The sequence below is a fragment of the Aggregatibacter sp. genome, from assembly GCF_057314075.1.
In genome coordinates this window covers 47827-69165 of sequence record NZ_DBHLAR010000007.1, presented here as the reverse complement: position 1 = coordinate 69165, position 21339 = coordinate 47827, and the positions used below count along the sequence as shown (strand labels likewise).

General features: G+C 42.8%; 22 protein-coding genes. 3 read left to right on the top strand and 19 right to left on the bottom strand.

Going from position 1 to position 21339, the window contains the following annotated elements; translation table 11 throughout:
• Window positions 1-56 precede the first annotated feature (56 nt).
• Complete coding sequence (gene hflK, locus ACO5E4_RS05320) at window positions 57-1322, top strand: FtsH protease activity modulator HflK (protein ID WP_485862318.1); 1266 nt, start codon at window positions 57-59, stop codon at window positions 1320-1322.
• Complete coding sequence (gene hflC / locus ACO5E4_RS05315; protein ID WP_485862317.1) at window positions 1322-2209, top strand: protease modulator HflC; 888 nt, start codon at window positions 1322-1324, stop codon at window positions 2207-2209. The genes hflK and hflC overlap by 1 nt, the downstream gene beginning before the upstream one ends.
• A gap of 155 nt (window positions 2210-2364) precedes the next feature.
• Here hflC and tig read toward each other — a convergent pair whose 3' ends face one another.
• The 4 genes from tig to proC form a co-directional block, all read right to left on the bottom strand.
• The gene (gene tig / locus ACO5E4_RS05310; RefSeq protein ID WP_485862316.1) at window positions 2365-3663 is read right to left on the bottom strand and encodes a trigger factor; all 1299 of its coding nucleotides are present in this window, start codon (window positions 3661-3663) and stop codon (window positions 2365-2367) included.
• Between the two features lie 164 nt (window positions 3664-3827).
• Entirely contained in the window at window positions 3828-4721 is an 894-nt protein-coding gene (gene xerD / locus ACO5E4_RS05305) for a site-specific tyrosine recombinase XerD (protein WP_290521240.1), read from the bottom strand.
• A 2-nt stretch (window positions 4722-4723) separates the two neighbouring features.
• Window positions 4724-5884: a 3-phenylpropionate MFS transporter gene (locus ACO5E4_RS05300; protein WP_485862315.1), complete on the bottom strand. Its 1161-nt coding sequence runs from the start codon at window positions 5882-5884 to the stop codon at window positions 4724-4726.
• Window positions 5884-6699, bottom strand: a complete 816-nt coding sequence (gene proC, locus ACO5E4_RS05295) for a pyrroline-5-carboxylate reductase (protein WP_485862314.1) — start codon at window positions 6697-6699, stop codon at window positions 5884-5886. The genes ACO5E4_RS05300 and proC overlap by 1 nt, the downstream gene beginning before the upstream one ends.
• A gap of 62 nt (window positions 6700-6761) precedes the next feature.
• Between proC and rdgC the strand changes: the two genes are divergently transcribed.
• Window positions 6762-7667, top strand: coding sequence for a recombination-associated protein RdgC (rdgC, locus tag ACO5E4_RS05290; protein WP_485862313.1), 906 nt, complete (start codon window positions 6762-6764; stop codon window positions 7665-7667).
• A gap of 73 nt (window positions 7668-7740) precedes the next feature.
• Here rdgC and ACO5E4_RS05285 read toward each other — a convergent pair whose 3' ends face one another.
• From ACO5E4_RS05285 to ACO5E4_RS05215, 15 genes are all read right to left on the bottom strand, one after another.
• Window positions 7741-8034, bottom strand: a complete 294-nt coding sequence (locus ACO5E4_RS05285) for a heavy-metal-associated domain-containing protein (RefSeq protein WP_485862312.1) — start codon at window positions 8032-8034, stop codon at window positions 7741-7743.
• A 10-nt stretch (window positions 8035-8044) separates the two neighbouring features.
• The gene (locus ACO5E4_RS05280; protein WP_485862311.1) at window positions 8045-8407 is read right to left on the bottom strand and encodes a mercuric transporter MerT family protein; all 363 of its coding nucleotides are present in this window, start codon (window positions 8405-8407) and stop codon (window positions 8045-8047) included.
• Window positions 8379-9488 (bottom strand): transglutaminase-like domain-containing protein, encoded by a 1110-nt coding sequence (locus ACO5E4_RS05275; RefSeq protein WP_485862310.1) that lies wholly within the window; start codon window positions 9486-9488, stop codon window positions 8379-8381. The genes ACO5E4_RS05280 and ACO5E4_RS05275 overlap by 29 nt, the downstream gene beginning before the upstream one ends.
• 239 nt (window positions 9489-9727) lie before the next feature.
• Complete coding sequence (locus ACO5E4_RS05270) at window positions 9728-10930, bottom strand: BaiN/RdsA family NAD(P)/FAD-dependent oxidoreductase (protein ID WP_485862309.1); 1203 nt, start codon at window positions 10928-10930, stop codon at window positions 9728-9730.
• Window positions 10927-11976 carry a heme lyase NrfEFG subunit NrfF gene (nrfF, locus tag ACO5E4_RS05265; RefSeq protein WP_485862308.1) on the bottom strand — a complete coding sequence of 350 codons (1050 nt, stop codon included), beginning with the start codon at window positions 11974-11976 and terminating at the stop codon, window positions 10927-10929. The genes ACO5E4_RS05270 and nrfF overlap by 4 nt, the downstream gene beginning before the upstream one ends.
• Window positions 11973-12503 (bottom strand): DsbE family thiol:disulfide interchange protein, encoded by a 531-nt coding sequence (locus tag ACO5E4_RS05260; RefSeq protein ID WP_230621623.1) that lies wholly within the window; start codon window positions 12501-12503, stop codon window positions 11973-11975. Before ACO5E4_RS05260 ends, nrfF begins: the two co-directional genes overlap by 4 nt.
• Entirely contained in the window at window positions 12496-14406 is a 1911-nt protein-coding gene (nrfE, locus tag ACO5E4_RS05255; protein ID WP_485862307.1) for a heme lyase NrfEFG subunit NrfE, read from the bottom strand. Before nrfE ends, ACO5E4_RS05260 begins: the two co-directional genes overlap by 8 nt.
• 349 nt (window positions 14407-14755) lie before the next feature.
• Window positions 14756-15721 (bottom strand): cytochrome c nitrite reductase subunit NrfD, encoded by a 966-nt coding sequence (nrfD, locus tag ACO5E4_RS05250; RefSeq protein ID WP_290520998.1) that lies wholly within the window; start codon window positions 15719-15721, stop codon window positions 14756-14758.
• Window positions 15718-16395: a cytochrome c nitrite reductase Fe-S protein gene (gene nrfC, locus ACO5E4_RS05245; RefSeq protein WP_212510414.1), complete on the bottom strand. Its 678-nt coding sequence runs from the start codon at window positions 16393-16395 to the stop codon at window positions 15718-15720. Before nrfC ends, nrfD begins: the two co-directional genes overlap by 4 nt.
• A complete protein-coding gene (gene nrfB, locus ACO5E4_RS05240) occupies window positions 16392-17057 on the bottom strand; it encodes a cytochrome c nitrite reductase pentaheme subunit (RefSeq protein ID WP_485862306.1) in 666 nt (221 codons plus the stop codon). The genes nrfC and nrfB overlap by 4 nt, the downstream gene beginning before the upstream one ends.
• 72 nt (window positions 17058-17129) lie before the next feature.
• On the bottom strand, window positions 17130-18653 hold the full coding sequence (gene nrfA, locus ACO5E4_RS05235) for an ammonia-forming nitrite reductase cytochrome c552 subunit (protein ID WP_485862305.1): 1524 nt from the start codon (window positions 18651-18653) through the stop codon (window positions 17130-17132).
• A gap of 395 nt (window positions 18654-19048) precedes the next feature.
• Window positions 19049-19333, bottom strand: a complete 285-nt coding sequence (locus tag ACO5E4_RS05230) for a hypothetical protein (protein ID WP_485862304.1) — start codon at window positions 19331-19333, stop codon at window positions 19049-19051.
• 6 nt (window positions 19334-19339) lie between these two features.
• Complete coding sequence (ccmI, locus tag ACO5E4_RS05225; RefSeq protein WP_485862303.1) at window positions 19340-20278, bottom strand: c-type cytochrome biogenesis protein CcmI; 939 nt, start codon at window positions 20276-20278, stop codon at window positions 19340-19342.
• Window positions 20275-20760, bottom strand: coding sequence for a cytochrome c-type biogenesis protein (locus ACO5E4_RS05220; protein WP_485862302.1), 486 nt, complete (start codon window positions 20758-20760; stop codon window positions 20275-20277). The genes ccmI and ACO5E4_RS05220 overlap by 4 nt, the downstream gene beginning before the upstream one ends.
• Window positions 20760-21311 (bottom strand): DsbE family thiol:disulfide interchange protein, encoded by a 552-nt coding sequence (locus ACO5E4_RS05215; RefSeq protein WP_021615852.1) that lies wholly within the window; start codon window positions 21309-21311, stop codon window positions 20760-20762. The genes ACO5E4_RS05220 and ACO5E4_RS05215 overlap by 1 nt, the downstream gene beginning before the upstream one ends.
• Window positions 21312-21339 lie beyond the last annotated feature (28 nt).

Genomic DNA, 21339 nt, shown 5'->3' with positions numbered 1-21339 from the left:
CTTAACACGTGATTTTGTTTAGACTTGCAACAATTTTTTGACAAATGGAGAAAGTAATGTCTTTAAATGGTTCAGATCAAGATCCTTGGAGCAAACCAAAGCAAAACGGGCAATCCTCAGGAAATCAGGGTTCCGATAAAAACGAAGGCCAATCCAACTGGGATCGTTCTTCCAGCTCACAAAAAAAGAATGAACAATCACCACCGGATTTAGAAGAGATTTTCAATAACTTATTGAAAAAACTTGGCGGTAAAGGGGCTAAAAACAATCATTCCGGTAAATCTAACCTGCCTTCCGGCTTAGGTAAATTATTACCAATTGCAATTGTAGCCGGTGTGATAATATGGGGTGCCAGTGGTTTCTATACCATCAAAGAAGCAGAACGTGGCGTCGTTCTACGTTTAGGACAATTCCATTCTATTCAACAACCCGGCTTAAACTGGAAACCGACTTTTATTGATCGTGTGATTCCGGTCAACGTTGAGCGTGTGCTTGAATTAAGAACACAAGGTTCCATGCTCACCCAAGATGAAAACATGGTGAAAGTGGAAATGACCGTGCAGTATCGCATCCAAAATCCTGAAAAATACCTGTTTAGCGCAATCAATGCCAATGACAGCTTAAATCAGGCTACCGATAGTGCATTACGATATGTCATCGGCCACATGACAATGAACGATATTTTGACGACAGGTCGTTCTGTCGTACGTGAAAACACGTGGAAAGCGTTAAATCAAATTATTGAACCATATGATATGGGTTTAGAAGTGATTGATGTGAACTTCCAATCTGCGCGTCCGCCGGAAGAAGTCAAAGAAGCCTTTGATGATGCGATTAAAGCGCAAGAAGACGAACAACGTTATATTCGTGAAGCAGAAGCCTATGCACGTGAGAAAGAGCCGATTGCTCGTGGTAATGCACAACGCATTTTAGAAGAAGCGACAGCCTATAAAGATCGCGTAGTGTTAGATGCTAAAGGGGAAGTCGAACGTTTCCAACCGCTCTTACCTGAGTTTAAAGCGGCACCAACAGTATTCCGTGAACGCTTATATATTCAATCCATGGAAAAAGTCATGGCAAATACACCAAAAGTGATGTTAGATTCTTCCAATGGAAATAACTTAACCGTATTACCTTTAGAACAATTGTTAAAAGGTAAAAAGTCCACTGGCTCGAACGGTAGTGCTAATGTAAGTGAATCCAATGAAACACAACAAAGTGCGGTAACTTCTGCGCCTGTTTCACGCACGCATGAGCAAACAGCACCACTTAGACCAATGGAATCGCGTACCGACAATGGTCGCCAAGGGAGAATTAACTAATGCGTAAATTTTTATTACCTGTCATTTTCGTGGTTATCGCGGTGCTTTATTCCAGCATGGTGGTTGTCAGTGAAGGTACGCGTGGCATTATGTTACGCTTTGGCAAAGTACAACGTGACGCCGATAATAAAGTGGCCATGTATACACCGGGATTACATTTCAAAATTCCATTTATTGATAATTTGAAAGCGTTAGATGCCCGTATTCAAACCTTAGACGGACAAGCGGATCGTTTTGTCACCGTAGAGAAAAAAGACCTTTTGGTGGATTCCTATGTGAAATGGCGTATTAACGATTTCGGTCGTTTCTTTACTACTACCGGTGGTGGCGACTACGCACAAGCAGCCAATTTATTACGCCGTAAAGTTAACGATCGTTTGCGTTCTGAAATCGGTTCCCGCACCATTAAAGACATCGTTTCAGGTACACGTGGTGAACTCATGGCCGGGGCTAAAAATGCGCTCAATAGTGGACAAGACAGCACTGCTGAATTGGGAATTGAAGTGCTAGACGTGCGTATCAAGCAAATTAACTTGCCGGATGAAGTGTCTTCTTCTATTTACCAACGTATGCGTGCCGAACGTGATGCAGTTGCTCGCGAACACCGTTCACAAGGTAAAGAAAAAGCCGCATTTATTCAGGCGGATGTTGATCGTAAAGTGACGTTAATCATTGCCAACGCAGAAAAAACAGCGCAAGAATTACGCGGTGAGGGCGATGCTACCGCAGCGAAAATCTTCGCTGATGCCTTTGGTAAAGAACCGGAATTTTATAGCTTCATTCGTAGTCTTAAAGCCTATGAAAGCAGCTTCTCTAATTCTGATAACTTGTTGATTTTAAAACCAGACAGCGATTTCTTCCGTTTTATGCAATCTCCAAGTAAGTAAGTTTCTAACATGAAAAAGGGTATCTTAAGATACCCTTTTTTGTTGCCTAACAAAATCTCATGGTGATATTTACAAGGCAAAAAAATACCCCGATTTTCATCGAGGTATTTAACTAAAAAACACTTAAAAGATTAACCGAACTTCGCGGAGAATCATTAAGCTTGTGGATTCATGATCTCATCGAAGGTTGCCGCTTTTTCAGTGACTTGCGCTTTCGCTAACACCGCTTCAACAGCTTGTTCTTCTAATACGACGTTACGAATGTTATTCATTAATTCGTTGTTTTTGCTGTAGTATGCAACCACGTCTGCCGGTTGTTCGTAAGCCGACGCAATATCCTCAATCATGGCTTTCACACGTTCTTCATCTGCTTTTAATTCATTTGAAGCAATCACTTGGGAAAGTAATAAACCTACTAACACACGACGTTTAGCTTGTTCTTCAAACAATTCACGTGGTAATTGTGCAGCTTGTTGTGCATTACCGCCAAAGCGTTGTGCCGCTTGTTGACGCAATACCTCAATTTCTTGTTCAACCGCAGAACTTGGTACATCAATTTGATTTTGTTCGACTAAACCGTCAATGACTTGGGTTTTCACGCGAGTCACTAATGCATTTTTCAACTCACGTTGCATATTTTTACGAATTTCATTGCGTAAATCTGCAACAGATTTGGTGTTCGGACCAAATTTCGCAACAAACTCATCGGTTAATTCAGGTAACACCATGAGTTCGACTTTCTTCAACGTAATGTCAAATTTCGCTGCTTTACCTTTTAAGTTTTCAGCGTGATATTCTGCCGGGAAAGTGACATCAATAGTGAATTTTTCACCGGCTTTGTGGCCAACGATGCCCTCTTCAAAGCCCGGGATCATGCGACCTTGACCCATGAATAAAACGAAGTCTTCAGCTTTACCGCCTTCAAACGCTTCACCGTCAACAGAACCCACGAAGTCAATCGTTACGCGATCTTCTGCTTTTGCTGCGTCTTGGCTTTCAGTCCAAGTAGCTTGTTGTTTGCGTAGCACTTCAACCATCTTGTCAATATCGGCTTCAGAGATTTCAACAACCGGTTTTTCTACTTTGATATTTTCCAAACCTTTTAATTCAACTTCAGGATACACTTCAAAAGTAGCGCTGAATTTTAAGTCTTTACCGTCTTCAAATTGTTCAACGGTGAAACTTGGGCGGCCTGCGAGATTGATTTTATTTTCGATAACCGCTTGGAAGAAATGGTTTTGTAATAAATCGCCTAAAATATCTTGACGAACAGAAGCGCCGAAACGTTTTTCAATAATGTGTGGCGGGACTTTACCTTTACGGAAGCCGTCAATACGCGCATTTTTAGCAACGCGTTTTAATTCTTCGCGGATAGCCTGAACAACAGTTTCAGCCGGAACGGTGATGGTTACACGACGCTCTAAACCTTGAGTCGTTTCAATATTTAATGACATTATGATGTTACCTCAAATTGATGCACTCGGCGAATGCTCACACCGAACACGTTATTAATAGAAAATAAGACAATGAATTATAACGAGACAAAGGCTTTCCGTCGAGGAAATGCACGATAAAAGCGCATAATCGATTAAAAAACACTCGATTTATCTATGCCAAATTAACCACGAGGATGATAGCGTTCGTGTAACCGTTTTAAGCGCTCTTTTGCTACATGTGTATAAATCTGTGTCGTGGATAAATCGCTATGTCCTAACAACATTTGCACCACACGCAAATCCGCTCCGTGATTCACCAAATGCGTGGCAAAGGCATGGCGCAAAACGTGAGGTGACAACATATTAGTATCAATTTCCGCCAACACCGCATAATGCTTGATCCGGTGCCAAAACGTTTGACGTGTCATTTGCGTGCCGCGACGACTTGGAAATAACACATCAGAACTTTGTCCATCCAATAAAATCGGGCGGGCAAACAGCATAAATTGTTTCACCCAATGGGTTGCCTCCTCTCCCATCGGCACAATACGCTCTTTATTCCCTTTACCGATGACCCGCACGACGCCTTGATTTAAATTGATGCTATCGGTATGTAATGAAACTAATTCCGTCACCCGCAATCCCGTGGCATACAACAACTCCAACATTGCCTTATCGCGTAGTTCAATCGGCTGCTCCAAACGTTGCACATTCAACAAATCCGTGACTTGTTGTTCGGTTAAATACTTCGGTAAACGGCTGGGTAATTTAGGCGAACTCAGCACTGCACTGGGATCATCGGTGCGGTATTTTTCTTGATACAAATATTGGAAAAGTTTTCGAATAGCACTCAATAATCGCGCCGTGCTGGTGGCTTTATAGCCCTGTTCTACCCGCTCACCAAGAAAGGTCTGAAGATCGACCGAATCTAAACCGAGCAGTGACAGTTTGCGCTCACCAAGCCAATCACAAAGTGCAGTGAGATCCAAGCGATAAGATTGCACGGTATTGGGCGACAAGCCTTTGCCTATCCATAATTCATTCAAAAATAAATCGAGCAAAGTAAGATCATTCATGTTTAGCCCCGATGCAGTAAAAAGGCTTCCACTTTACGTGGCGTCACGACAAAAGCCAGCGCTGCAATGATGGCCATTAAGACAAAGGTCATTGAGGGGGAATATGGGTAAATCACACCGCTCAATGCAGTCAAAATCGCCACCATGGCGCTGTTTGAAATACCGTTATACAACGCTTGTAATTTAGAAATGTGCGACTGCGGTTGCGTGGTGATATAACGCACCATGCCGTAATGCGCCACCGCGTATGTTAAGCTGTGAAGTAATTGCAAAAGCCCGATGAGCCAAATCTCACTTGTGGCGGCAAGTCCCATCCAACGTACAATACACGCCAAGGTCGCCAAATGAAAAAGGGTGCTGACCTTCCAGTTTTGCAGTAAACGGCGAGAAAAGAAAAACAGCAAAATTTCAGCAATCACACCTAAGCCCCATAGCAAGCTGGTTTGCGAAACCGAAATCCCAAGACTTGTCCAATACAACACACTATAAACATAATAGGCGGCATGTGAGCCCTGAATTAAAGAGGAAGCCAACAAAATTCGCAAGGTTGTGTTGTTTTTTAATAAATCCCAATAACCTACATTCGTGGTTGCCTGTTCCGAGAGTTCATCTTGCGGGGGAATTGTGGGTGTTACGCACTGCATCACCGAATACGCTAATAAAAGTGCGGTCAAAATCCAGACAATATTTTGCTCACCGAAAAAGCTAATCACATTGCCAAATAAGGTTACGCCAACCACAAAGGCAAGGGAGCCAATGAGCCGAGCCTTACCGTAATCCAACTGAATTTGCCGCTGCCAAGTGGTTGCCAAGGAATCCGTAATCGGCATACCTGCCGCGTTGACCATAGCAAATAACCCAATGGCAGAAAACAGCAGCCAAAAATTCTCCGCAACAACACTCAACCCGGCCATAATCAACGCGCCGGCAAGCGCCAACACACGCAAAGAATTGATCAACTGTGAAGCGCGTTTAATTAAACCGGAAAAAAACAAACCGCCGACAAAGCGAAAGACATAAGCACTTGCCAACACCATGCCGATCAGTTCTTCGCCATACTGTTGTGATTTCAACCAAACCGGGAAAAACGGCACGAATACACCATAGGCGCAGTAATAACCGAAAAAGCTCAAGGCGAGCCAAGTAAAAGGACGAACAAGCATTAGAATAAGGTTTCCATTTCTTTAGAACGTGCGACACAAGCTTGCATGGCTTGTTGTACGATGCCATTAAATTGATGTTGATCTAACACATTCAGCGCCGCTGCGGTAGTGCCACCTTTGGACGTTACATTTTGGCGCAATGTCGATAAATCTACCTGCGGATTTTCTACCACCATTTTAGCCGAGCCTAACATTGCCTGTTGCACCAATTCTCGCGCGTTTTCAGCGGATAACCCCATTTCAATTAAGCCTTGTTGCATGGCTTCTAAAAATTGGAAGAAATACGCCGGACTACTGCCGGAAGCCGCTGTGACGGCATGCATCTGTTCTTCCGACGCCACCCAAAGGGTTTTGCCTACGGCGGACAACAAATCCTGCGCAAAAGTGCGGTCGTTTTCTGAGGTATTTTTTGCCGCAAATAATCCTGCCATGCCCTCGCCCACTAAGGCCGGCGTATTTGGCATCACACGCACAACAGCGTGAGCGGTTGGCAAAAGCGCAATTAATCTTGCCACGGAAATGCCTGCCGCAATCGAAATCAGTAATTTATCGGAAAAATCCACCGCACTTAAAGGGGAACATACTTCGGCTAATACTTGCGGTTTGACGGCCAACAATACAACCTCTGCTTGTGCGACGGCAGCGACATTATCCGTTGAGGTGCGTACCCCTTTTTGCGCAAATAAAGCACGTTTTTCTTCATTCGGATCGCACACAATAATTTTATCAGCAGGATAAGCTTGTTTTAGTAAGCCGAACACGATGGCTTGTGCCATATTGCCGCCACCGATAAAACACACCAATTTATGTTGCATATTTCACCTTTAAGTAAGTTACAATAGCGCACATTTTACCTGATTAAGCATAAGGATCTACCATGTTTTGGTTCAAAAACGCCATGATTTACCGTCTGACTAAATCCCTTGATTGGTCGGCACAAACCCTCTCCACCGCCCTTGGAAACAATCAATATCACCCTTGCCATCAATCAGAACAAAGCAAATTTGGTTGGTCTGAACCGCTCAAAGGCAGTGAACTTTTATATTTTGCCGTCGGAAAACAGATTTTATTGTTGGCCCAAAAAGAAGAGAAAATTTTACCCTCTCATGTGGTGAAACGCGAATTGGACTCACGTGTGGAAAAACTTGAACAGGCGGAAAATCGCAAACTGAAAAAAGTAGAAAAACAAACCTTAAAAGACGATGTGATTGCGACCTTATTGCCGCGCGCATTCAGTAAATATCAACAAACCGCCATTTGTATTGATGCGGAAAATAATTTAATTTATGTAGATGCAGCCTCTGCGAAACGTGCAGAAGAGGTGCTGGCGCTGTTACGCAAATCCTTAGGATCTCTGCCGGTGGTGCCGCTTACTTTCGCCAATGATCCGGCACTTATCATGCAAAACTGGATCGCCCAGGAAAATACACCGGAATGGCTCGTACCGTTGGAAGAGGCGGAATTACGCGATAGCCAAACGAACGGTGTCATTCGTTGCAAACAACAAGCGTTAGATAGTGAAGATATTCTTTCCTTGGTTCATTCTAAATTCGTCACCAAACTGGCACTGGAATGGGAAGAGCGTCTGTCATTTGTATTAAACGAAGATTGCAGCCTAAAGCGGTTAAAATTTGCTGATCAAATTCGAGAGAAAAATGACGATATTTTGAAAGAGGACTATGCTCAACGCTTTGATGCCGATTTTGTATTAATGACCGGTATTTTGAGTCAACTCACAGAAAATCTATTGCACGACTTCGGCGGAGAAAAAGAGCGGTTATAATTCACAGAGAATTAACTCGCTGATTGCAGAAATAACAGAATAAAAAAGGGCTATTTAAACTAGCCCTTTATTTTTATTGAACGACTTCTGCCGTGTAATTTAACTTATGAATCGCGTTAATTAACTGTTCGTCGGTCACTTTAGGATCTTCTACCACAGTAACCATGCCATCTTTAATAGAGGCTTTGGTGGAAATCACGCCGTCAATATTACGCAATTCTTTGTTCACCAAATAAGCACAAAGCTGGCAATTCATTTCTTTCACTTTCAAGACAATTTTCTTTTCTGCTTGTACGGGTGCTTCTTCTGCGTACGCAAAAGACAGGGCAAATAAAGAGAGCAAAAGTGCGGTGCATAATTTTTTCATTTTTTCGTTCCTAATCAGTTAACGCTAATATCCACGGTAAAACCGTTGGGTAGGTTAAGAAAAACAGCATGATGATAAACACAATCCAATACAACACAATGAGCTTTTTACGGGAAATGTATTTGCTGCAAATGATTTTTTTAGAAAACATTAACAACCAAAAGCCGTAAGCAAAAGCACACAATGACACAATAAGCATCGGGATGCGTAAATAATCATACTCACCAAAACCAATCAGCCAGGTAGATGACACACCAAAGAGCAAATAAATCAACGGTGCGATACAGCACAAGGTGGAAGCCACCGCAGCACTCAACGCGGTGGCAATCGCAACCCAAAAAGATTTATTGGAGTTTTTTGGAGACGTAGTCATATTTAAATGTTTTCGGATCAAAGGAATCTAGCGGATCGCCACCCACTTCAGCATACGGATAGCCAAAGTTGTTGATTGGTGCCAATTCCGGTTGTGGATATAACTCGAAGTCGCGTGCGTGATTAAAGCCGACCCAGTTGGCTTCCCAGTTACCGAATAAATATTTCGCGACCGCTTGAGTGTCTTTATCTTCCACGGCTTTTTTCTCTGCTAAACGCATTTTTGCCACATCAGCAGAATCTACCGGCACCCAACCGAAGCCGGCAAGATAAAATTCTGCACGACAGTGTTGACCACCACTCACATTCGCCACGCCATGTTCATCTGCGCTGCCGAATGCACCTTTGGAATATTTCCCCATTTTCTCCGCCGCACCTAAACGAATGCCGAAAATTTCACGGGCTGGAATTCCCGCGGCTCGAGCAAGTGCAACAAAAACAGAGTTAATGTCAGTACATTTGCCTTTTAAGACACCAGTGGTTAAGATTTTTTCCACATCGCCATCACCGCAACCTAAAACGGAATTATCCCGTTCCATGTTAGCCACAATCCATTGATGAATTAATTCTGCCTTTTTCAGCGGATTGGTTTCAGAACCTACGATTTTATCCGCAAATTGTTTCACAATACCGTCAATTTTAATGTGTTGTGTTGGTTTTAAATATTCTTGTACATCGACGGAATACTGAATGTCTTTCGGTGGTGTGTAGTGTTCCAACGCACCTTTTACCATCGGCTCACGATCTTTAGTTTCAATCACCATAGTGACTTTCAAATCACGTTTTTGCGCCTCTTTATCCCAAGTCACAAACAAGGTTTTTGCGCCGTATTTATTGTTTTCTGTCACATAGGCATCCAAATAATTGCCTTCAAAGTGAAGGGATTTAACCTGTTGATATTCGCCGTTAAATGGCAACGGCACCCACAAATTTGCCTGTCCTTGCGAACCTTTCGGCGCAATTAAGTCGTAAGTTTGAGTGAATTCATACAGATGAGAATCGGTATTATAATTAGGTAGAGAGGTATTGGCGTAAGCCATTGCGCTGCAAGAAAGCACTGCAGTTGCGATAAGATGCTTCATCCAGAAGACTCCTTAAATTAGATTGGAAGTTAAACTTAACATAAATCCACCGAAGTGAATGTGAACTATACTAATGAATTTCAGGAGGAAGCTCAATGCAAACTTAGATTATTTTTAAAAGGAGAAACTGAGATGAAAATTTATCCGCAATTAAAAATTCAAACGTATTGAGGCATTCTAGTTGCAGTGGCAACATTCAAAACATTATTTTTTGCGACCGCACTTTAGAGGGCACAACGTCATTCTTTTGATTTTGCCGCAATTCCTTGCGCACAGGCATAGGCAGAACTCCATGCCCACTGGAAATTGTAACCGCCAAGCCAGCCGGCCACATCTAATACCTCGCCGATAAAATACAAGCCTTGCACTTTGTTGCTTTCCATGGTTTTGGAGGAAATGTCATGAGTATCCACGCCACCCATGGTCACTTCTGCAGTACGATAGCCTTCCGTGCCATTCGGCACAAACTGCCAGTGGTGGATTAAATTCACCAAATTTTCTAACCGCACTTTGCTTAATTGGGCAATGGCTTCGTCTTGTATAAAACCTTTTTCAAGCCATAACTCCACTAATTTTTTAGGTAATAAACGGCTTAATACGGTTTTTAACTGTAATTTCGGTGAAGATTGGCGCAGTTCGTTTAAATGATGACGAATATCGTTATAAGGCAATAAATCAAGATGAATGCTTTCACCCGGTTGCCAATAGTTGGAAATTTGCAGAATGGCAGGCCCGGATAAACCGCGATGAGTAAACAGCATTTGGTGGGTAAAGGTTTTGTGTTGATTGGTCGCGGCGACATCTAAGGAAATACCGGATAACGTCGCATAAAACTTATCGCATTCGCGCCAAGTAAAAGGCACTAAACTCGCCCGAGGCGCAATCACGCGAATGCCGAATTGCTCGGCGATTTGATAACCCAAAGGCGTTGCACCCAAGCCCGGCATAGACAAACCGCCGGTGGCAACAACTAAATGCGTGCAATGCAAGGTTTCTCCGTTTGCCACGACAGAAAATCCGTTTTCCGTTTTTGCCACAGCAGAAATGCTTTGCCGTAAGGCAATCTCCACGCCGTATTTTTGACATTCCGCCAGTAGCATATTGACGATATCTTCTGCCCCGTTATCACAAAACAGCTGGCCGAGCTCTTTTTCGTGATAAGGAATGCCATACTCCGCCACTAAACCGATAAAATCCCATTGGGTAAAGCGTTTTAAGGCGGATTTTACAAAATGGGGATTTTGACTGAGATAACGACCCGAAGAAAGCTCCATATTGGTGAAATTACAAAAACCACCGCCGGACATTAAAATTTTTCGACCTGCTTTCTTGCCGTTATCTAAAATTCTGACTTTGCCACCGCACTTTGCCAGTTGTACTGCACAAAACAAGCCTGCCGCTCCGGCACCAATAACGAGCGTTTCAATGGCATGCTGGCTCACTGCAACTCTCCCTTCTGCATGAAATCAACCATTTTCATTTTCTGAATGGTGGCGCGACGATCCACTGCAGAATTGCCGGAATCCAAAATTTGCTGCCAATAATCAAGTGAGGTGGAATAATCGCGCGTTTTAAACGCCTCTGCTGCCAACAACGATAAGGCAGAAACTTCTTTTGGATCTTGTGCTAACGCCTCATCCAAGAATTGTTGAACTTGTGGTGTAATCTGTTGATTCGCTTGAAGATATAATGCTGTCGCCATCAGCCCTCGCGTAGTCGGCTTACGACCATCAATTTTTTCAGCATTGCCATAACAAACCAGAGCGCTGTCGAAATCATTATTCTGCATATACGCATCACCCAACTTCACCCAGTTTTCTGCACTATTCGGATCTTGGCGTAATTTATCCTGAATTTTACCGATAATCGCCTCGGTTTTATTTTCTTCCGTCGTTTCAAGTTGCTGATTATGTTGTGCGATTTGTTCCTGCTCACCTTGCTGTACGCGAGAAAAGCGTTCCAAAGAAAAATAATACGTAAAAGGAATGGCAAGCAATAAAGCAAAAACGATCAATGCCGATTTAAGTTCAAATTTGACCACACTTTTCTCTTGTAAGGTTTGAAAGTGCAGTCGATTTTCCACCTGTTTTTCCGGTTCAAGCGGTGATGAACTGCGACTGGAAACCCAAATCAACCCAAACGCCACCAACAACAAACCTGCCGGTAATAGCCAAAGCAACGCCGTGTTCCATTGGAACGGCGGCTTATAATTGACGAAGTTACCGAAACGCGAGGTCATGGCATCAATAATTTGCTGGTTCGTTTTGCCTTCATTCACCATGTTATACACCTCAATGCGCAAATCATAGGCAATGGGTGAATTCGATTCGACTAAGTTTTGGTTTTGACATTGCGGACAACGCAACGACTTCGCCAATTCCACGGCACGGGTGCGATCTGCCTGATTCTGAAATTCAAAGGTATCCACCATTTCAGCAATGGCATTGACACTGATAAATAAAAAAATTAACGCGAAAAATCGTTTCATGGTTGTAATAGCTGGTTAAGTTGAGGCACGAAAGTTTTTTGCCAAGTTTCCCGATCTAATAAGCCGGAATGACGGTAACGGATAATGCCGTTGGCATCCACTAAATAGGTTTCCGGCGCACCATCCACACCGAGTTTTAACGCCAATTCGCCACGGCTGTCATCAATGACTAAGGTGTAAGGATTGCCCATATGTTGCAACATCGCTATACCATTTTGCGGTTTGTCGCGATAGTCCACACCCACGATAGGAATCTCTTTTGCTAACTCAAGCAATAATGGGTGCTCTTGCTGACAATAACCACACCAGCTTCCCCAAATATTGATCAAAAATGGGCGTTTCGGAAAATCTTTTGGGCTAAGCGTTTGACGATTATCCAATAAATTTGCCTGATAAAACTCTGGCACAGGCTTATCAATTAACGCAGAGGCGATTTTTTTCGGGTCTTGATTCAATCCCGCCAACAATAAAACGCATACGCCAAGTAACAATGCTAATGGCAGGAAGAAAATCACTTTTCTATTCATCACGCTTTCCTCTTCGCTTCGTGGTCAATACAGAACACAATGCACCAAATGCCATCAATACACCACCGAACCACAACCAACGAATCAATGGTTTGTAATGAAGTCGGAACGTAAACTCACCCTTATCGAGCGGATCCCCCATAACAATATACAAATCGCCCCAAAAACCACCGGACAACCCTACTTCACTCATGGTCATGGTACGCACATCATAATAACGGCGTTCCGGCTGTAATTCGGCATACGGCTTACCGTTTTCTGCCACGCTAAACGTTGCCACTTCAGCCGTAAAATTCGGGCCGATTTCATTGGAAAATCGTTCATAGTGAAAATTAAATGCACCGAGTTGTTGGCTTTGTTGCGGCGATAAACGTACACCAATTTCACTACCGAAATAACTGCTCATGACGGCGCCCATTGTGGCAATGGCCACACCGCTATGCGCAAAAATCATCGCATAGTGAGAAAGGCCTAACTTTCGCCAATTTTGCCACAACGTCGCCAATAACAACCAAATCGCTAAGGTGAGTAGGAAATAGGCTGTCCATTTGAACTGTAATGCACTGTCATTTTGCATAACGTGGCGAATGGCTAAATAGGCAAGCAACAAAGAGGGCAACAATAACGCCGTACGTTTTAATAAAATGCGTTTATCCGCCTTTGCCCAATGCAAGCCGAGCGAAATCACCATGGCAATTAACACTAACGCAATCAGCGGAAGGAAAATACTGTTGAAGTAAGGCGCACCAACAGAAATAGAGCCCCAATTCATGGCTTGGAATAACATTGGATAGAAAGTGCCGAGAAACGTGCTGACGGTAGCGATGCTCAATAAAACATTCAAAAAAAGCACCGCACTTTCTTTAGAAAGTAACTTTAATTTCACAGATTGCTGCTGCATATTCGCTTTGAAAGCAAACAAACCGAGCGCCCCAACAGTCAACAGGAAGAAAATCACAAGCAATGCAGTGCCTCGCTGGCTATCGACTGCGAAAGCATGTACAGATGTCAATGCACCTGAGCGCACGATAAAGGTGCCGAGTACACTGAAAGCGAACGCTAACAGCGAAAAAAGCGTTGTCCAATAATTAAAGATGCCCCGCTTTTCACTGACAATTAAACTATGTAACAGCGCCAAACCTAATAACCACGGCATTAATGACGCGTTTTCTACCGGGTCCCAGAACCACCAGCCGCCCCAGCCGAGCTCGTAATATGCCCACCATGCTCCTAGCACAATACCTAACGTTAAAAACAACCAAGAGACCAATACCCAAACTCGCATCACGCGGGCAATTTGGCTTTCTAAATGTTGATGTAACAAGGCGCTAACACTCAGGGCAAAATTCACTGCAAAGCCAACATAGCCGAGATACAACAACGGCGGATGAAAAATCAGCCCCACATCCTGCAACATCGGATTCAGATCTCGTCCTTCCAACGGTGCGGGGAATACGCGTCCATACGGATTAGAAAAGAAAACGATAAAAACCGCAAAGCTAAAACAAATTAAGCCTAAAATCACCAAGCTTTGTGCCACAAAAGTGCGGTCATTTTTTCGATTAAATAATGCAAACAGCACAACCCAAACGGAAAGCGAAAACAGCCAGAACAACATGGATCCTTCATGCCCGCCCCACGTTGCCGCAATTTTGAAGAAAGTCGGCAATTGAGAATTCGAATGGGCGGCAACATATTCCAAGGTAAAATCATCCACCGCAAAGGAATACGCCAAGATGGAAATCGCGGCTAACGTAAATAAGCCAAAGCAATAGCTTAATCCCCAAGCTAATTGGGTCAATGCGGGCTTACGCAGCCAAAGCCCAAGTTGTGGAACAACGGCGAGCAGCAACGCGCTCATCGTAGCGAGAAGAAGAGAGATAAAGCCAAGTTCGGGGATCATAAAATAATCTCGTGTTTTAGATTGTCATGTTGGTTTTGTGGATGATCACTTCAGGTTTCGCCTGCATTTTATACCGTCTCTTTAAGAAAGAAGAAGTTAGGAGGAGATATTGACGATATTGAACAACCTATAAGATTGAAATCACTTCTGCCAAATCTCCGCCCCCCTCTTTGCTATAAAGAGCGGAAAGTGAGATAAAAACGTTTAAAATTTTAACCGCACTTTACTCGTAGAAAAAACAAATCAGATTTCCTTCTTTGAGCCGTCTTTCTTTTTTATTTGCCAAAGAAAATAACGCCAAACAAAAAGGCGTATTTTACTACGCCTTTTGATACAAACAAAAACCTTATCATGCGGTTGTAAGCTGTCCTGCGTACAGAATAAAGTAACGCAAGCATAACACCCCAATCAAGTCGAAAATCGACACAAGGATGATAAAATTCTTGTTGAATTTCAAACGATCGCTAACAAACATATTAGCAATCAACGGAATTAAGATACCGATAAAGAATACCCCAATCCAGAAGACTGCGCCCCAGAAACCGGATAACGCATTATGTAACGCCACCACTTTTTGTCCGCCACCGAAGTAGAGTCCCACGAAGAAACAGATTAATAGCCCGAGCTCGGTTACCATAATCGGCACTTCAAATTTATGAATGAAGTGTGATTCATGGCTATCACCTTTTAATTTACCTGCAATGAGGATAAATAAGAAGGTCGCAGCGATACCGGAAGAGGTTCCGGAGGCTAAGAAGAGCGCCGGTAATACCGGGTTATTCAACATCGGATAGCTAATCAACGCAGAAAGTAAGAAACCGGTATAAGCCCCTAGCACCGCGGCTAAGATGAAGAGAATAACTTCAACAGGGGAGATTACGCGTTCTAATACATTGATAATTTTACCGACAAAGCTAAGTTTTGGCATAAAACGTTGGATCAATGCCATAATATCTTCTTTGAAGATAACGACACACCAACAAACCAAGAACAGCATATACACTTGGAATAACATAACCCCCATAGACATCACGGAATTAAATTGATAGTTAAACATCAATTTCCAGAATGTCCAAGGACGCGCCAAGTGGAAAATCAACAAGGTTAAACCGATTAATGTCGGCACACTCCCCAATACGGCAGCGGCACGAATAATCCAGTTTTTGTTTGGATTTTCAAGTTTGTTACTACGTTTATACGCAATCGCTAATTGTACCGCACCGGAAGAAATACCAAGTAAGAACAAGTAGATAGCGATTGTTGAATCCCACACCAAATTAGGTGTGTGAAACGGAACAGGATAATCTAATGTCATCTTCTTGGTTCTCCGTGTTGGAATGGAATATGGTAAAGATTCGGTTGTGTACCTAATTCCACTTTCGTGCGGTAAACAGGACTTTGTTTTACCTTGCGTGCCACTGCGCTTGTCGGATCATTCATATCACCAAAGGTTAATGCTTTGGTTGGACAAGCTTCTACACAAGCCGGTTGTTTACCAGCTGCTAAGTTTGTATCACGACAGAAGTTACATTTATCCGCAGTACGGTGTACCGGATGAATGAAACGTACGCGATATGGACAGACGGCAATGCAATATTGGCAACCGACGCAAAGATCTTTATTCACATCCACGATACCGGTTTCATGATCGATGAATGATGCCCCGGTTGGGCAAACCGCCACACAAGGTGCATTCGTACAATGTTGGCAAGATTGACGGAAAAACTCGTACTCTTGATTCGGGAATTCCCCATAAGGTTCGCTACGTAGGATTTCCAAACGTGAAACGCCTTCAGGCACGTGGTTAGTTTCACGACAAGCATCCATACACGCAGTACAGCCAATGCACGCGGTTTCATCGTGCACCATCGCGTAGCGTTTCGGTTTATCCGCCTTTTCCTCTTTCGCTAAAGAGGTCACTGATGTTCCCGTCATAAGGATCAACGCCCCCATGCCGGAAACAAAGTTTCGGCGTGAGCAAGTTGTCATTGTTTATCCTTTTGTTCGGTTGATTGCGTTTGTGATTGTGCGTCTTTTGCCGCTTTGCGTTTTTGTTGTTCGCCGTGGCAATCTACACAAAGTTTCACACGATTTTTCGGTTGAATACCTTTCATCGCATCATCTTTCGGGTGTAATGTGTGGCAGCTTGCACAAGGCAATTTCATTGCATGAACATCATGCGCCCAAAGTTTTTCACGAAGTTTATCCGGTTGGTGACAAGAGAAACAGACTTGGTTTTGTTCTTGTGCGCTATACATCGGTTTTTTCTCACCGAAAATATCGCCGTCAAAACGCATCACGTCTTTTGCACCACGACGGTGATCTTCAGAAATATTGCCATGGCAGTTCACACAATTAATTGGTTTACCGTTATTCGGGTTTTTCTGATTTAAGTGCGCACCATGAAACTTACCGAAGTGTAATTCACCACCGGATTGATCCAAGGTTTGGTTTTTATCGACTTTGTCGAATTTATGGCATTTGGCACAGTATTGGTTTGGATCGCGTTGATTATCCAATTGCGGTTCGTAAGTAAACTTGTCCGCAGCAGACGGCTGACCTTCTGCTTGTGCGAGCATCGGTGCGGCGACCAATACTGCAAGCAATGCAAGGGCTTTTGCCGGTTTGCGGAGTAGAGACGTTAAATTCATTCTGATTACCTCAAATTTGTTTTTGAAAATGACCGCACTTTTATAAAGTGCACAAAAGTGCGGTACGTTTTTCTATTGTTTTGTTGCGGAATCTTCAGCTAATTTGCCATTGGCTTTAGCTTCTTTGACCCATTGAGGTACAACAGTTTCTAAGAATTCTTTTTTCGCTTTACGTTCTTTCTCGATGTCAATACCCATTACTTTCCATGCTTTATCAGCTGTAGAAATATCTGGTACTTCAACCGGAGTTTTCACGCCATGTTTAGTTAAGATTGCTGCAAGTTTAGCACGTGCATCTGCTGCTTTGTCGATACCAGAACCTAATACGCGAAGCATTACATCAGGTGCGTGCATGTGACCACCGTGACTTGCTGCTGCGTAGTCCCAACGCCATTGAGCGTGACGGATATCCATTAAAGCAGGTTCCATTTCTTCTTTAGTTGCACCAGCATCCCATGCCGCTTTCGCTTCAAAGTGAGCACGAACAAGTTGATCTTCTAAACGACCCATTACATCTTTCACTTCTTTTTTACGTGAAGCAACGATGTCTTTAAGTTTTTCTTTGCTTTGATCGTGACAGTTTGCACATGTGGTATCAAATGCATCGAATGGGTTTTGGATTTGGTGGTCGGTGTAAACTTTACCATCTTTACCTTGTACTTTAGGCATGTGACAGTCGATACAAGTTACGCCGTTTTTACCGTGCATACCTAAAGACCAAATTTCAAAGTCAGGGTGTTGCGCTTTTAACATTGGTGCTTTAGAAAGCGAGTGAGTCCAGTCACTGAAGCCGATATCATCGTAGTATTTTTCGATGTCATCAACAGTTTGACCGTTGTTCCACGGGAAGGTTACTTGTTTTAAGTCGCCTGCGAAGTAGTATTCAACGTGACAGTTTGCACAGATTTCAGCACGTTTTTCAGTGCGAGCAGCTGTGTTAAAGCTTAAGTTAGCTTGTTCTTTACCTTCAGCTTTTGCTTTTGCTTGAAGTGCATTATTTAAGTGATCTAATGCACGAAGAACGTGTGGACGAGCAATACGTAATGCAGGTTTGCCTTCAGCAAAGTCTTTAGAGGTCGTATCGTGACAGTCAGCACAACCGATCGAGTTGACAATTTCTGGTCCACCTTTAGCCCATTTGGCACCAAAGTAACCATCTTCACCCCATTCTGCAATTAAACGAGGAACGTCTGGACCTTTACACGTCCAACATGCCATTGGTTGTGGGCCATCATTTGCATTTTTGGGCGCACCAGTACGTAAAATATTACGTACATCTTCTACTGCATAAACGTGACCACGAGGTGCGTTATATTCTTTTGCAAAAGAATAGCCGCCCCATAACACGATTAAACGAGGATCTTGTTCGTCGGCGTAGATAATTTTGTCACCTTTTTCAGTCGCTTTCCACGAATTGAATTGGCTAGGATATTTCTCAGCAAATTTTTCATTCACTGCTTCGATTTTTAGATTTGGGTTAGGCGCTTCAACCGGCTGCTCAACCGGTTTATACACCAATTCCGCCATCGCCGAATTACATACGCCGAAAGCTGCGAAAGAAGCTGCTACGAGTAAGCTTTTTCTCAATGCGTTCACGATAATCACTCCAATAAGGTTATAAATATAACTTCTATTAGTGCTAATAGAAGGTGGTAAAATATCTATTATCAATTGTTAGTAATGAGAATTTTTATCATTAATAACAATATGATAGAAGACATAAAGACTTTAAATCGTCGCTAACATAACCAAATGCACATATTTTTTCTATGGATATTTTGCGTTTTCTTGTTCTTGATCAATTTTTTCAATTCAACTGATTATTTTGTGTCTTTTACCACTTAAGAGTGATGGGTTGAAATGCGATGAGTGCCTCTTTAAAGAGGCCAATTAGAGAGGTATCGATGTCTAAAAAAAGCGAAGTTTCTCCAAGAAACTTCGCTCTTCTTTAAAGCAAGTGCAGTGAAAAATAACTGCGTTTTATGTTGAAGCTACCAGCTGTGATAATACCCCACTGACGGCATCACCATAATCGATGGGGGACGCTCGCGATAAATCACCTGTTTTGACGCATTATCACTGGCATTTAAAACATTCTCTGCCGGTTTTTCCGCCTTCACTTTATATTGCGCTGGAACGGTATTGCCGCTGTAAACCTTTGCTTGGTAAGCGGCAACCGCTTGCGTATCCAAAGGCGCATTCCCTTGAGAAAGGGAAGAAGAACAGGCTGCTAAAAGAACACTTGTCCCTACAATTAAAATCACGTTTTTCATCATATTATTTCAATCTTTCGGTGTTTCTGTCGGCGCTTGTGCCGGTATCATTTGTTGATGTTTTTCCTGCTCTTGTGCATCTAGCGCATCACGCGCAGAACGAATGCTGCGCTCAATAATGGAAACACGTTGATCGTCTTTCGGCAACAGTTTTAACATCATCGCCCAAGTCACAATCGCCATTTTGTAATCTTCCGTTTCAAAATAACTGAACGCCAATAAACTTAACGCATCAATGTTCGTATGATCTTCACGAATCACTTCACGCAGTAAATTGTTTCCTTTTAATTTATCTGTCGGATCTTCAGAGAACATTAAAATACGTGCATAAGCCAGCTTATATAAATTATTTTTCGGATCTAATTTATTGGCACGCGCAAAACTCTCTAAGGACATTTGCGGTTTATCCAAATTCAAACCAATTTGTCCAAGTAGCCACCAGTTTTTTGCATTCGTCGGATCTTTTTGTAAATCCAAACGTAATGCTGTGGCAAACTGTTGCATTTCACTTTCACTTAATGGGTTCGTTTCTTCCGTTTTCATTCGTTCAAAAAAGTGCGGTAACTTTTCAACAGATTTCTCTAACATAATCTCTGTTTGCCAAGCCCCCACTGAGAAATAGGCGGAAACCGCAATAATACCCAAGGCTAAGACACCGGAAATAAACCACAATTTACCGTAATTTTTGCCCTCCTCTAGTTTATTAGAGGCGTGTTGTGGAATATCTTCTAATAAAGCTTGTTGCAATTCCACTTTAAGCTGTTCGGTATTTTCCAACAGCCCTTGTTTTTCATCACGTTCAATTTCTTTTAAACGTTCAAAATAAAAGGCTTTATTTAACGTATCGCGTTGTACTGATGGTTTTTGTATGCTTTTTTTCAAGAGTGGAAAGAAACAAACCAAGGCAGCGATCAGCGTTAGTGCAAGAATGCTTAACCATAACGTCATTTGTTATTCTCCTTGTTTAATAGCTCATTTAAACGCTGTTGCTCCTCTTCACTTAAAGCGGTTGTCGAGGCAGTCTCGCATTTTGTTGCCACGGAAAGCGTTTGTGACTGTTTACGACGAAAAACAAACAATACGCCAAACAAAATTAGGACAATCGGTGCTCCCCAAAGAACCACGGTTGCCGGCGTAAGTGGTGGATCATAAGTCACAAAATTACCGTAGCGATCCACCATGTACTTCACCACCTCTTCTCTAGATTTGCCTTCTTGTAACAACTCAAAAACTTTACCACGCATATCGACTGCAATAGTCGCATTAGAATCGGCAATGTTATTATTTTGACATTGTGGACAACGCAATTCTTGGGTTAAAGAATGATAGTCATCTTCTTGCTGTGACGAACTGAAATTCAGTGCATCAATGGCACCAAATGCCGTCACACTAAAGAAAAGTGCGGTAGAAAATAAAAGTGTTTTTCTCATCACTCCTTCCCTCCGCCTAATTTTTGATAAATCGGCAGTAACGTTTCCTGCCAAACTTTTTCATTCACATCACCGGCATAGCGATAATGAATCACGCCATTGCCATCCACAATGAAGGTTTCCGGTGCACCGTACACGCCGAGATCTAAGGCAAAAGATCCTTTTTCATCTTTCAATACCACTTGATACGGATTGCCTAAATCATTGAGCCATTTTACTGCTTTCGCACTGCTGTCTTTATAATCGAGACCAATAATCGGCACCCCCTGTTTTGCGAGCTGATTCAAGTACTGATGCTCGGCATAACAGGTCGGACACCACGTTGCCCACACATTTAACAAAAGCGGTTTGCCTTGTTTGAACAGCGATTCGTCATAGCTTTTATCTGTGGCCAATAAATCCTGCAAGGTTTTTGCCGGCACCGGTTTCCCGACTAACGCTGACTCTAAAGCTTTCGGATCATCCCCTTGTGCATTGCGTTGCAGTTGCACCAAAAACGCCGCCACCAAAGCAAGAAAAATAATTAAAGGTAAATATAATTTCTTATTCATTAACAATACTCTACTATTTTAATTCAGA